Genomic DNA, 13,175 nt, shown 5'->3' on the forward strand with positions numbered 1-13,175 from the left:
AGCTGACGACCAAGGTGCTCGCTCAGGCCGCCGGGAGATGCTCGTCCAGCCAGCAATGCAAGGCGCAGCCTGGCGGCCAGTTGCGCAACAAGCGCGCGCGATCGCGCGCCCAGGCACGCGCGTGGGCGGCTGCGGTTCGATGTTGCACGACGGCATCCAGATCGATGAGCACGACGCGGCTGCCATCCCACAGCAGATTGGTCGCCTTGAGGTCGCCGTGGCTGATCCGCTGTCCGTGCAGGGATCCGAACAGCGTCAGGATCGCCCGCGCCTCGTCTGCAGGCGGCTCGCGGTCGGCAGACAGATGCGTCAGCAGATTCGACGCGGCGCAAAACTCGCTGATCAACCAGGCGCGGCGACGCAGTGGCCCGACACGCTCTTCGATCAGCGCCAACGGCGTCGGCGTCGGAATGCCGAGAAAGAGCAAGCGGTGCGCCTCGCGCCAGGAATGCCAGCCGCGACTTGGACGCCACAGGCGGCCCAGAGCATGACGCAGGTGCTTGAGGTTGTAGCGTTTGATCAGTAGCCCGCGGCCATCGATCACGACACGCGCTACCGTCGTGGTGCCGCCGTCCTTCAGCACATCACCGCGGCCGATGGCCGCATCAGGCGCATCCAGTACGGGCGCCAGGAAGTCTCGTTCGCGGCGCAGGACAGCACTGAAGCGGGTGGTACTCTGCTCGACCGCGAACAGCGTGCACTCACGAACGGTCTTGGCCAGGAAGTCGCCAAGCCGCCAGGCCCTGACGCTGGTGATCTGCTCTTTCAGGGCCGCCACTTCCGGCAAGGGCTGGCCCGTCCCGACAGCGTAAGCGGGCAGCAGCACGGTCAGCAGTGGATCCCAGTCGGGCGGCAACTGGGCGAGCAGAACGGCCAGGTTGCTGCTCGCCTGCGCCGACAGCAGCGGTTGTCCGCGGCTGACCACGCGTACCGCATCGCCATCAATGACGAACAGGCTGCCGTCATGGTGCAGAAAATTGCCGAGGTGCAGGTCATCGTGCGCCAGACCCGCAGCGTGCAGGCGCCCGAGCATGGTCAGCGCCGGCGTCAGCACGGCCAGTGCCTCGGCCTCTCCCGGCGGCCGCCCGGACACGCGCGCCCAGGATTCGGCAAGGGTCTCCGCCGGGTCGAGATAGACCGTCATCAGTGCATAGCCGCCGCCTGCCATGGCCCCGGCCGCGATGCGTTCGGGTGTCGGTAGCCCGGCCAAAGCGAGCGCATCGAGACCCGCACACTCTTCCTGCCAGTGCCTCTCGCAGCGCTGCCCGACAAACAACTTGGCCAGCACTCGACGACCATCCAGAGCGGCGTCGCCGACCATCCGTTTGCCCGGCATGACGCGCAGCAGGCGACGCATGGTCAGCTGGCGCCCATCGGCGAGCGCCACCCGGAAAGGTAACTGAGGATGGCGGCCGGCAGCGCGCAGCGCGCTCGCCGTGGTCAGGTTTGGCGATGCCATTGTGGGTTCAGCCACAGCTCAGAGAGGCCCGATCACCAGCGCGGAACGACCGCGGCGAACACGGGATCGTTCCGGCAAGACGCGCCTATTCGCGGCCATCGAAAAACCCGACGATCTTGCCGATGCGCTTGCGGTCCTGGTCAGTAACGCGCGCGCGCTCCACGTAATCGAGATAGAAACGTAGCCGCTGGCTGCGTGACAACTGCTTCCGGGCAACTTTGTCGAGACAGGCCAGATCCTTGATGATCCGATAGTCGAGAAGCGCACCGCGATGATAGGTGCCGCTGGGGCAGTCGATCAGATAGACCGTGGGTCGGGGTCCCGCATTGACCAGCAGGTTTCGCCACTTCAAGTCATTGTGCGCAAACCCGGCATCGTGCAGGGTACGCGCGATGCGCGCGACCTGTTGCGAAACCTGCCCGACCCAACGGCGATCGCGCAAGCGCGGATCGCTGGCATCAGCGATCTGCGAAAGATCGGTGGTATCCGGGATCTCCTCGGTCACCAGCGCGCCGCGGATGAAGCCACCAAAACGACGCTCGAGGCCGTAAGCAACCAGCGTCGCCGTCGGAATGCCCCACGCCTGGAACGCCAGCAGGTTGCGCCATTCAACACGGACCCGTGGCCGGCCCAGCCAGCGACGCACGCCGAACCAGCGCCGCGTCATGTTCTTGCCGTTGCCGACGTAACGTTTGACATAGTAGCGCTTGCCACCAACCGCAACGCGTAGCACGCGGCAGAGCACATCCTGGGTAATCAGCTCGCCGTCAAGCGAGAAAACGCGGTCGATGTCGCCGAACACGGCGGCCGCTTCGCTCGCCGCATACTGCGGATTCAGGCGCCAACTCCTCATGTCATTTCTCCGGCCGCGACCTTGCGGTTGAAGCGCGCCTGCAAACGCCGCGTTTCGCGGGCCAGATGGGCGAACAACGGCGCCTCGTCACGCAGGACAAGCCGCAACGGGCGGGCAAAATAGGCGCCCAGAAAACGCAGCAGGTCACGATTCGTCAAACCGATGTCGAGCGCCGAGAAATAGAGCGCGGCCAGATCTTTGTCGCGCCAGCGACGGGGTAGGCTCGCCCTGAGCTGGGCGCGATGAAGGTCGATCAGCGACAGCTTGAACTGCTCTGCCGTCGGCGCTGGGTCGAGGTGCAGGAGAAAGTGACAGATGTAGAAATCCCGATGATTGACGCCACCCGCGTGCATTTGTCTCGCCATCCGGGCGACGCGGGTGATCAGCGCACGCTTCAAGCATAGCGCAGGCGGACATTTCTGCCAGCCCAGACAATAGTCCTCAAGACTGACGGTCGGTGCCAGTTCTTCGGTGATGATGAAGGACTGCTGTCGCCCCGGATTGCGGCCACGTAGCCCGAAGGCAACGCTACGCATGGTGCCGACACCGAGTTCGGTCAGCCGCTCGATCGCGCGCCATTCGTTCTCTGCGCCGAGCACGGGCAGACGTAGCGAAAGCAGGTTCTTGATGATCTCCGTCCAGCCAACGCCATAATGAATTTTGACGAAGTAGCCGCGCCCCCCGACTTCGGTGCGCAAGGTGCGGCGTCCCTCGAGTTCGCGGAAAACTTCGCCTTCGAGGGCGTTGACCGCGACGAAGGGGTCCTTTCCCGCCCACAGCGAGCGGAAAGGCTCATCGACCACGAGCGAAGGGCCGCTCATTGCCGGTCTTTCAGGATCACATCCGCCGCACGCTCGGCGTTGCTGTAGATGTCGGCATGCTCGGCATAGGCCAGCGCGCTGGCATGCCAACGTTGGCGCGCGGGTGCGTCGCGCAGCATCTGCAGCAGAAACTGGTCGAGACACGCCTGTGCGAAAGGTTCGGGAACGACCTTGCCCGCATCGGCATCACTGATGTAATGGGCGTAGCCGCAAACAGCAGTCGTCAGAACCGGCAGGCCGGCGACCACTGCTTCGAGCAGAACGGTGCCGGTGTTTTCGTTGTAGGCCGGATGGACCAGAAGATCCGCGCCGAGCAGAAAGCGCAGGATGTCGCTGCGGCCGCGCAGAATGCTGACCTGGTCGGCGAGTCCGAGCGCTCGCGCCTGGCCGTGGAAGAGCTTCGGATCGTCATCACCTATGGCGATCAGCCGGCTGCGGCTGCGCAGCGCCGGTGGCAGGGCAGCCAGCGCCTTGAGGCTACGGTCCAGGCCTTTGGTCTTGAAGCCAGAGCCGATCTGCAGCAGCAGCAGGTCATCCGCCTGCAGCGCGAACTCGTGACGAAAGTCAGAGCGGATTTCCCGAGCGTCGGCCGGCGCCCGCCGGTCGAGCGCGATTCCCGGCGGCAACAAGTGAAAGCGTTCGCCCGGGGTTCGGTAGTATTTCTGGAACAGTGCTTGCTGCTGCGGCGCGATCATCAGGATCTCGGTTGGCGCCTGCGGCCCGAAAACCGCACGTTCGTACGCCGAAAAATGGCGGTAGCGCCCCGACATCCGGTACAGCGCGCTGCGCAGTGTGCGCGCCTTGTCCTCGAAGCACGGATCGGCAGCGAAATACACGTCCAGGCCCGGCATCTTGTTGAAACCGACGACCCGATCAGCGGGTCGCCTGGCCAGATCATCGGCCACCCAATCGCTGAACCTTGCATAACGGCGCTGATTGGTCAGCCCACTGACTGGCACCAGCACCACTTCGAAGCCCTCTGGAACATCCCCGCGCCATTCCAGTGTGTAGACGCGAAGGGCATGGCCACGCGCCTGGCAAGCGAATGCGATGCGCAGAAAATCGCGCTGCAGACCGCCGAACGGAAAGTACTTGTACAAACAAAACGCGATCTGCATCAAAGCCTTCTCTTGCCACTGGCGGTCAATCCCCGGTGACAGACAACATCGCTCATGTCTGGCCACCTTCTTCCAGCAGCGATGGCGCGGCGCTGCTTTTTCGCCGCTTGTAGCGGTTGTAACCCCAGAGATACTGCTGCGGGCACTGGCGCACGAGCTCTTCGATCTGCTGGTTGATCTGCTGCGCGCGTTCCTCGATCGAGCCGCGGATCGGCCGCGTCGGCAGTTGCAGGTGAAGATGATAGCCGGCCCCGGCGGGTAAGCGTTCGGCCCAGACCATGATCACACTGGCTCCACTGTCGACCAGTCGAGCAGCGAGTGTCATCGTGTAGGCCGGCCTGCCGAAGAAGTCCAGCCAGCGACCTTCGCCAGTCCTCGGGGCCTGGTCGGGCAACATGCCGACCGCCTCCCCCCGTTTGAGCGCCTTGAGCAAACTGCGCACGCCGGACAGGTCGGCTGCGGCCAGATGCAGCTGAGCACGCGCCCGGCCCGCCTCAATCATCGCCTGCAGCCAGGTCTGCCGGGGTGGCCGGTAGAGCACGGTGATCGGGGCATGGGTGGACAAATACTGTGCGGTGACCTCGAAGCACCCCAGGTGCGGCGTCAGATAGAGGATCCCCTTGCCTTTCCGGGACGCTGCTTCTACCAGCTCCCAGCCAGAAATTTCGACTACCCGACTGGCAGTCTCGGGCAGCGGCCGCAGCAAGATCCGCGGCAGTTCGAGCATCCCCTTGCCGGCTTCGCCAATGGCCGCCGCACGCAGGCGTCGAGCCTCTGTCGGACCCAGTGCGAGCTGCATGTTCTCGCGCATGTGCCGACGATAGGTGGGTGACAACAACCAGGCCAGCCAACCCAGCAAGGCGCCGAGGACATGCAGCCAGGAGAGCGGCAAATGGCGGAACAAACGACAAAGTGTAAGCACGAGGCAGTCCGGTTGCGGCAGGATTTGACCACTCCGCAATAGAAAAACTATAATTATCCCATCCGCCGAGTTAATCAGGACAACTTGCAGGGCGGAAAGGGCCGCAACAGCGGTCTCCAAATACTGCTAAAGCGTCGTCTGCTCGAACCCCGGAGCCGGCCACGCCGCCGTTTCGGGGTTTTTTCATTGGAGCAGACCAAGCGTGAGCAAAGAATACCTCTTCACTTCGGAATCGGTTTCCGAAGGTCATCCCGACAAAGTCGCCGATCAAATTTCCGACGCCATTCTCGACGCCATTCTGGCTGAGGATCCAGCTGCCCGGGTCGCCTGCGAAACGCTGGTATCCACCGGCCTGGTCGTCATCTCCGGCGAAATCACCACCAAAGCGCATATCAACTACCGCGAAATTGCACAGGAAACCGTTCGCCGAATAGGCTACGACAACTCCGAAATTGGCTTCGACTACAAAAGCTGCGCCATTCTGACCGCCATCAACCGTCAGTCGCCGGACATCGCGCAGGGCGTTGACGAAGGCCATGGCATCGACCTGGACCAGGGCGCCGGCGACCAGGGGCTGATGTTTGGCTACGCCTGTAACGAAACGCCGTCACTGATGCCACTGCCGATCCACTACGCGCACCGCATCATGCAGCGCCAGGGCGAGGTGCGCCGGGACGGCCGACTGCCGTGGCTGCGGCCGGACGCCAAGAGCCAGCTCACCGTCCGCTATGTGGACGGCAAGCCGGTATCGATCGACACCATCGTCGTGTCGACGCAACACGACCCCGACGTCTCGCACGCGCAGATCTCGGAAGCGGTGATCGAGGAAATCATCAAGCCGGTCGTGCCACAGGAGATCCTGAGCAGCAATACGCGCTACCTGGTCAACCCGACGGGACGTTTCGTCGTCGGCGGTCCACACGGCGACTGCGGTCTGACCGGCCGCAAGATCATCGTGGACACCTATGGCGGGGCGGCAAGGCACGGCGGCGGAGCCTTCTCGGGCAAGGATCCGTCGAAGGTCGATCGCTCGGCCGCTTACGCTGCCCGTTATGTGGCAAAGAACATCGTCGCTGCTGGCCTCGCCGACCGCTGTGAGGTTCAGGTAGCCTACGCCATCGGTGTCGCCCGGCCGGTATCGCTGATGGTCAACACCTTTGGCACCGGCAAGGTCGACGACGAAGTCATCGTCGAACTGATCGACAAGCACTTCGACCTGCGTCCCAAAGGCATCATCCAGTCGCTCAACCTGCTGCGGCCGATCTACCGGAAAACCGCCGCTTACGGTCACTTTGGCCGCGACGAGCCCGAATTCACCTGGGAAGCGACCGATAAGGCAGCAGCGCTACGCGCGGAAGCAGGCCTGTAGAACGAACCATTCGAAGGGGCCTGCCGGCCCCTTTTTTTCGCCTGCCAACCGTGTAAACTGGCAAGCTCAGAACCTGCCAGAGAGGTAGCGATTCCACCATGCTCAAGCGAATCAGCGTCGAACAGCTCACCCTTGGCATGTACCTCAAGGAATTCTGCGGCTCATGGATGGAGCATCCGTTCTGGCGCTCGTCCTTCGTCATTACTGACCCGCAAGACATCGCCAGTATCCGGGCAAGCAGCATCAGGGAAGTGTGGATCGATTGCGCCAAGGGTCTCGACCTGGCCCCGGGCGAGTCGGTGGTCTCGGTCGCCGAATCCGAGGCCCAGGTCGATGAGGAACTGGCCAGCGCGGCAGAGGCTGTGCAGCAGATCCAGCGCGTCCCCACTACTGTCGAGTTCGACCGCGCAGCGAAAATCATCGCCAAATCCAAGCAGGCGGTCACCTTGATGTTCGAGGAAGCGCGCATGGGCAAGGCGGTCGACGCCGATGGGGCACGACGGCTGGTGGCGGAAATCTCCGACTCGGTGAGCCGTAACGCGGGCGCCCTGATCAGCCTGGCGCGCCTGAAGACTGCCGATGATTACACCTACATGCATTCGGTGGCGGTTGGCGCGCTGATGATCGCGCTGGCCAGACAGCTCGGCCTTGACGAGCAACAAACCCGTTCTGCCGGCATCGCCGGCCTGTTGCACGACCTCGGCAAAGCCGCGATGCCGATCGACGTGCTGAACAAGCCGGGCAAACTGACCGATGCGGAGTTCGCGACCATCAAGACCCATCCTGCGGAAGGACATCGGATGCTGCTGCAAGGCAGCGGTAGCGATGAGATGGCACTGGATGTCGTGCTCCATCACCACGAAAAAACCGATGGGTCGGGTTACCCAAAGGGCCTGCTGGATCGGGAGATCAGTCTCTTCGCCAAAATGGGTGCGGTCTGCGACGTCTACGACGCGATTACCTCGAACCGTCCCTACAAGGCCGGCTGGGATCCGGCCGAATCGCTGCGCAAGATGGCCGAGTGGAGCAAGGGGCATTTCGACCCCGTGGTGTTCCAGGCCTTCGTCAAGAGCATCGGCATCTACCCGATCGGCTCGCTGGTGTTGCTGAGCTGCGGTCGACTCGGCGTGGTCACCGAGCAGAGCGAGAAATCACTGCTCAGCCCACAGGTCAAGGTCTTCTTCTCGACGCGCAGCAAGACCCGCCTACTCCCGGAAATCGTCGACCTGGCGCGGACTGGCTGCCGGGAAAAGATCGTCAGCCGTGAAGACCCGGCGAAATGGAACTTCGCCGATCTCAACGAGATCTGGTCCGGTCAGCCAACTTCCAACCGCTGAAGCGCGCCCTTTACCCCGGTCCCGGCCGAGCAAAAGCACGCCAGGGCCAGCAGCGTCCATCCCCTCTACTTATGAAAACTGCGGCTACTGCCACCCGCAACCCGTGCGGCCTCGGCACGTGCCGCACTGGCGAAGAGACTCCAGCCCTGATACTGGGCGTTGGCAAACAGAGCCAGCGCAAGCACACCGGCAATCCAATTGAGTTTGATCATCGTCGTCCTGTCTCCGCCCTCGCTCAGTCGTCGTCGCCACCGAGATCGCTCTCGTTCCAGCGCTGTGCCTCGAAGGCATTCCTCCGCCAGCGCGAGAACAGCGGAAAGGTGGCCAGAAAGATCAACAGCAGCACGAAGTTGGACCACGCCGCCGGATTGCGCACCACCTCCAGCGTGTCGGCGACGGCCACCCGGCGGTCTGTCCCGAGTTCGTACTCGATCACCAGATAGTAAGTACCTGCCGGCACACCCCTGAAGATCATCTCGTCCGACGGCGAGCCTTCGGACCAACTCTCGCCACCGTCGACCCCCTTGTAGTGACTGATCTCCTGGAACCCCGGATAAGCGTCACCGGTGTTCTTTTCGACCAGGGTGGTGGCAAGCGACAACCAGTTATTGGTGACATCGGTGCTGTGCCTTACCAAAAGGGCTCGCGCGCGGCTTTTCAGGACGAAATCCTGGCTGCGCAGCGTCGCCTCCTCGCTGCGCACCGGCAACACCATGTGCTGCCTGAGCACGAGTTGCGAGGCGAACAGAAAGGTGAAAGCCAGCTGGAAAACGGTCGCCGCCAGGGCCAGTTTCCAGAACAGGCGACACACCCGCCGGTGCCTTTCGATCAGGGGATTCGGCTGGTTGGCATAGACCCCGATTCGCCTGGGTGGCATCACCTTGATCCGGAAAGCAGCGCACAGGTCAGCCGGCTCCAGATACTCGGCTTGCGACCAGGTAACTTCTTTCGCCGTCAGCTCGCGCGACAGCAGCAGCGGCGGACAGACGTAGTCGTCGACCATACAGCTCTCACCCACCGCCACGCGCCAGTAGAACTCACCGACGACGTAGGTCACTTCGGCCTTGCCGCTGTTGAAGCGTTTGAAGTCACGGCCATCGCGCCTGAACTCCGCCTGCCCGCGGCTGACCGAAGGCGGGTTGGAAAGGGTGCGGGCAAAACTCCAGTGACCCTGGTATTCGATCAGCCAGGCGAAACCCTGCTCCGCGTTGAACAACAGGTACTCCGACCATGGGTAGTCGACGCCCTCCGAACACGTACTACGGCGCATGAAACCGATCGCTTCCCAGTCGACACCGTGCAGCTTGCCCTGGCTACCGAGGGGCAACCAGGGCACTTCGCGCAAAGCCTGCGCCGCGCGGACCAGCAGTTGAAGGTTTTCGTTGTCGACGCCGATGATCGAGCCGCAACTGTCACAAGCAACGCTTTCGATGGCCGGAGAATGGATTTGCAGGGTAGCTGCGCAGTGTGGGCAACTGAAGGCGCGAACCTTCAGCGACGATTCGCCGCCGGCCGGGCTATCGCGCCCTTCCCTCAGCCGCTCCAGTTGCAGATCGGTGAAGGTCACCGGCTGGCCGACAAAGACCAGCGGCGGCGCCTCGCTGTAGTCCAGGGTAATGAAGCGATCGTTGCTGCGCAGGTCGGCGGTATTCACGTCGTAACCAGCGGCAATCCGGAATGGCAACTCCCCCTGCCCGGAAATACAGGTTGCCGTCTCCAGATCGGTCACCGTGAAGCTGCGACCGTCGAGGGTCAGCATCATCTCCGGGGCCAGCGTCTCGAATGCCGGTAGCGGGTCGCTGACCGCCACCTGCGCGCTGACGATGAACTCGCCGGCTGCGTCGGCAAGCCAGCCGCTACGCCCCTCGTCGAACTGGATGTACCACTCGTTCCAGAGACCTGATTCGTATTTCAGCTGGATGCGGCCGATGACCACAAAGTGCTGGGTGCGAAAAGTACCCTCGCTACCGATCTGGATCGGCGACGAGTCCTCCAGCAGGTCGGCCATCCGTCCGAGATTCTGCAAGTCCTCGCCGGCGCGCAGCAGCGTACTGCGGCAGAACTCGCAGACGACGTAGATCGACGTCGCCGAGCGGAAGACGACCGGCGCACCGCAGGACGGGCAGTTGGTGCGTTTCACGACGAAGCAGCGGGCGCCGTCGCTGACTCAGCGGGGGCGCTGGGCACGCCGGTTCAAACCAGCTTGCTCAGCAATTCGGCCTTCTTGGCGTCGAACTCGACCTGCGACAGGATGCCCTTGGCGACCAGGCCATGCAGCTTCTCCAATGTCGCCACCACCTCGTCGGCAGCCGCCGGTACCGCTGCCAGTGCCGCCCCTGCCGTCGGCGCAGTCGGCGAAGCCGCTGGCGCGGGGGCGACACCCGCCTGCATGGCTTGCCCCATCGCCGTGCTCATCGTCTGGCCGATGCCGAGTCCGGCACCCAGGCCGGCGCCGATGCCGGCAATACCGCCTTCGTTCTGCGCCGCCAGCGGAATGCTGCTCGCCACCTGGTACTGCGTGTAGCGCCCGAGGTCACCGATCATGTTCATGCCGATGCGGGTATCGAGAATCTTTTGCAGCTCTTCCGGCAGCGAGACGTTCTGCACCACCAGGCTGTCGAGTACCAGGCCGTAGCGATCGAAGACCGCTTCCAGTTTGCCCTTCAGTGTCCGGCCCAGCTCGTCCTGGTTGGCGGCCATGTCGATGAACGGCACCCCAGACTCGCCGAACAGGTCGGTCATCGAACTGATCACCAGGTTGCGCAGTTGCCCGTCGAGGTCTTCGACCGTGTATTGCTCGCGCGTACCGGAGATTTCGCTGTAGAACTTCTTGGCATCGCTCAGCTTGTAGGAGTAGATGCCAAAGGCACGCATCCGCACCATCCCGAAATCCTTGTCGCGGATAGTGATCGGGTTCGACGTGCCCCACTTGTGGTCAAGTTGCAGCCGCGTCGAGAAGAAATAGACGTCGGACTTGAAAGGGGATTCGAAGAGCTTGTCCCAGTTCTTGAGGTAGGTCAGCACCGGCAGCGTACGGGTGGTCAGCTTGTGCAGGCCGGGACCGAAAACGTCGGCCACCTGACCTTCATTGACGAATACCGCGATCTGCGAATCACGCACCGTCAGCTGCGCGCCGTACTGGATCTCCATATCCTGCATCGGGTAGCGCATGCCGAGGATACCGTCGCCGTCTTCGGTCCAGTGGATGACATCGATGAACTGCTTCTTGATGAAGTCCATGAGGGCCATGGCGATCTCCTGAAATCGAGCGTTGGTGATCCGGGGCCGTCCACCGACGGCGAGTACCGGCGGATGGAACGGTCAGTAAGTCATGCAGGCCGCGTTGATCAGGCCAACGGTGAGCGAAACGACCGCGAGAAAAACCGCCGGCGCCATCTTGCCGGACGGAATGTCCTGATTGAGCTGCGGCAGGGCAAAGCGCAGCACCAGATAGGCAAGCAGCTGGACAACGCCGGCAATTGCGCCCCACACCGCCAGACCGATCAGCGTATCGCTATGCGCAATGACGTTGGCCACCGGCATGGCGAAACCGAGGAGGGCGCCGGAAAGACTGACCGCTGCCGCCGTATTGCCCGCCCGAATCAGCGCCAGCTCGTGATATGGCGTGACATTCAGGTAAATGAGCAGGAACAGGGCGAGCAAAACGAGGGCTACGGCGAAGTACGCCAAAAATGCAGGCAGCATCGTCAGCAGTTGCGTGGGCATGAGCACTCTCCGATCTGCGGGCACTTGGGCGGCAATTCTCAGGTCCCGGCCGAGACTGCAAAGCGCAACAGCCCGTCGAGAATCAGATTGTCCATCAACTGGAACGGAATGTTCAAGTGCTCCGTCAGACGGGGGGCCGCCCCCCCGGTGAGCAGGCACAAAGCGCCGGGTTCGGCGGCAAGGCCATGGAACATACGCTCGACGGCCCCCAACTGAGCCTGCAGGCAACCGCTGACGATGGCGTCCATGGTATTGCGCGGCAGCTCGCGGAAAGAGCCGTCGGCGAATGGCAACTGCGCCGTGTTGCGCGCCAGTGCCGCACGCATCAGGTCGAAGCCGGGAAGGATCAAGCCGCCGCGAAAAACGCCGTCGGCGTCGAGCTGGTCGACGGTCGTCGCCGTTCCGGCACAGACCACCAGGCAGGCGTTGCCACATACGGCGCGTGCGCCGATCAGGGCCGCCCAGCGATCGGCACCGAGTTGCCCGGGACTATCGTAGGCGCTACGCACGCCGCAGGCTGCGGCACTGGCGTGCAGAAACGAAACCCTGGCGCGACGCTCCGCGCAGATGGACGAAATGGTTTCGGCGACCACTGCACCGGCGACATTGCAGACCGCGACACGGGCTTCCAGCGGCCACTTCGCAGCCGTTTCAGCCAGCCTGGCCACCTCGCCAGTCGCCAGCGCGCCGGCGTCCAGCCAACGGCTGCCGTCGTGCACGCCCCACTTGATGCGGCTGTTGCCGGCGTCAATGACGATGATCATGCGCTGCGTAGCGACACGTCGCCGGAAAGGCAGCGTTCAATCCCGGCACTCGTCTGCAGTAGCAGCGCGCCGTCGATATCGGCTCCCAGACAGAGCCCTTGGCGGTCGACCGCCCCACCGTCGAGCAGTCGCACCTGCCGATCCTGCCAGACGTGATGCGCCTGCCAGTCGCCGCGCAGCACGGCGAAACCCCCTTCGTAGAAACGGTCAAGAACGGCCGCCAGATCGGTCAGAATCTGCGCCAGCAGTTCATGACGCTCGGGCAAAGGTGATAGTAACTGAGCGAGCGCTGCCGGCGGATGCAGGAATTCCTCTTCTCCGGCAGGAGGCAGCCGCAGGTTCAAGCCGATGCCGATCACTGCCAGCATGCCGTCCGGCACGGTTTCCAGGTCGACCAGAATACCGCCGAGCTTGCCGCCCTCAAGCAAGATGTCATTCGGCCATTTCAGGCCAACGCCAGGCACGCCACTGTTCTCGAGGCCACGCGCCACCGCCAGACCGACGGCCAGCGACAGTCCGGCCAGTCGCGCCATGGGCCCCTCGAAACGCCAGAGCAGGGAGAAAGTCAGGCTGGCGTCTGGCGTCGACAGCCAACTGCGACCTCGTCGACCCCGGCCAGCCGTTTGCCGATCGGCGACCAGCAGCGAACCTGCCGGGGCCCCCTGGCCGGCGCGCTCCAGCAGCTGGGTACTGGTCGAGATGCATTCGGGCAAAGCCTCGATGGAGAACCGGTCAGCGAGCGGACCGAGCAGGGAACGCAGGCGGAGAGGGTCGATCCGGCAGGGGGCAGTAGTCTGTTCCATGGC

At 63.4% G+C, this 13,175-nt stretch carries 13 protein-coding genes; 2 read left to right on the plus strand and 11 right to left on the minus strand.

Annotation, left to right across the window (positions count from 1 at the left end; translation table 11 throughout):
• Positions 1-22 precede the first annotated feature (22 nt).
• The 5 genes from RUW20_RS01030 to RUW20_RS01050 all read right to left on the minus strand — a co-directional run bounded on the left by RUW20_RS01030 (position 23) and on the right by RUW20_RS01050 (position 5,173).
• Complete coding sequence (locus RUW20_RS01030) at positions 23-1,459, minus strand: lipopolysaccharide kinase InaA family protein (RefSeq protein ID WP_313950326.1); 1,437 nt, start codon at positions 1,457-1,459, stop codon at positions 23-25.
• Positions 1,460-1,544: 85 nt separating this feature from the next.
• The gene (locus tag RUW20_RS01035) at positions 1,545-2,312 is read right to left on the minus strand and encodes a lipopolysaccharide kinase InaA family protein (protein WP_313950327.1); all 768 of its coding nucleotides are present in this window, start codon (positions 2,310-2,312) and stop codon (positions 1,545-1,547) included.
• Positions 2,309-3,133: a lipopolysaccharide core heptose(I) kinase RfaP gene (gene rfaP, locus RUW20_RS01040; RefSeq protein WP_313950328.1), complete on the minus strand. Its 825-nt coding sequence runs from the start codon at positions 3,131-3,133 to the stop codon at positions 2,309-2,311. The genes RUW20_RS01035 and rfaP overlap by 4 nt, the downstream gene beginning before the upstream one ends.
• Entirely contained in the window at positions 3,130-4,251 is a 1,122-nt protein-coding gene (locus tag RUW20_RS01045) for a glycosyltransferase family 4 protein (protein ID WP_313950329.1), read from the minus strand. The genes rfaP and RUW20_RS01045 overlap by 4 nt, the downstream gene beginning before the upstream one ends.
• Positions 4,252-4,303: 52 nt before the next feature.
• Positions 4,304-5,173, minus strand: coding sequence for a lysophospholipid acyltransferase family protein (locus RUW20_RS01050; protein ID WP_313950331.1), 870 nt, complete (start codon positions 5,171-5,173; stop codon positions 4,304-4,306).
• Positions 5,174-5,375: 202 nt separating this feature from the next.
• Between RUW20_RS01050 and metK the strand changes: the two genes are divergently transcribed.
• Positions 5,376-6,542, plus strand: coding sequence for a methionine adenosyltransferase (metK, locus tag RUW20_RS01055; protein WP_313950332.1), 1,167 nt, complete (start codon positions 5,376-5,378; stop codon positions 6,540-6,542).
• 98 nt (positions 6,543-6,640) lie between these two features.
• Positions 6,641-7,879, plus strand: coding sequence for an HD-GYP domain-containing protein (locus RUW20_RS01060; protein WP_313950333.1), 1,239 nt, complete (start codon positions 6,641-6,643; stop codon positions 7,877-7,879).
• Between the two features lie 65 nt (positions 7,880-7,944).
• On the opposite strand, the gene RUW20_RS01065 is transcribed toward RUW20_RS01060, so the two are convergent.
• The 6 genes from RUW20_RS01065 to RUW20_RS01090 form a co-directional block, all read right to left on the minus strand.
• Positions 7,945-8,091 (minus strand): hypothetical protein, encoded by a 147-nt coding sequence (locus RUW20_RS01065; protein WP_313950334.1) that lies wholly within the window; start codon positions 8,089-8,091, stop codon positions 7,945-7,947.
• 23 nt (positions 8,092-8,114) lie between these two features.
• A complete protein-coding gene (locus RUW20_RS01070; RefSeq protein ID WP_313950335.1) occupies positions 8,115-10,019 on the minus strand; it encodes a DUF4178 domain-containing protein in 1,905 nt (634 codons plus the stop codon).
• 53 nt (positions 10,020-10,072) lie between these two features.
• Positions 10,073-11,128 carry an SPFH domain-containing protein gene (locus RUW20_RS01075; protein ID WP_313950336.1) on the minus strand — a complete coding sequence of 352 codons (1,056 nt, stop codon included), beginning with the start codon at positions 11,126-11,128 and terminating at the stop codon, positions 10,073-10,075.
• A gap of 72 nt (positions 11,129-11,200) precedes the next feature.
• Positions 11,201-11,605 carry a DUF350 domain-containing protein gene (locus RUW20_RS01080; protein WP_313950337.1) on the minus strand — a complete coding sequence of 135 codons (405 nt, stop codon included), beginning with the start codon at positions 11,603-11,605 and terminating at the stop codon, positions 11,201-11,203.
• 38 nt (positions 11,606-11,643) lie between these two features.
• Positions 11,644-12,369: a type III pantothenate kinase gene (locus RUW20_RS01085; protein ID WP_313950338.1), complete on the minus strand. Its 726-nt coding sequence runs from the start codon at positions 12,367-12,369 to the stop codon at positions 11,644-11,646.
• Positions 12,366-13,172, minus strand: coding sequence for a biotin--[acetyl-CoA-carboxylase] ligase (locus RUW20_RS01090; protein WP_313950339.1), 807 nt, complete (start codon positions 13,170-13,172; stop codon positions 12,366-12,368). Before RUW20_RS01090 ends, RUW20_RS01085 begins: the two co-directional genes overlap by 4 nt.
• Positions 13,173-13,175: the final 3 nt, after the last annotated feature.

It is taken from the genome of Accumulibacter sp. (genome assembly GCF_032229525.1).
Classification (GTDB): domain Bacteria; phylum Pseudomonadota; class Gammaproteobacteria; order Burkholderiales; family Rhodocyclaceae; genus Accumulibacter.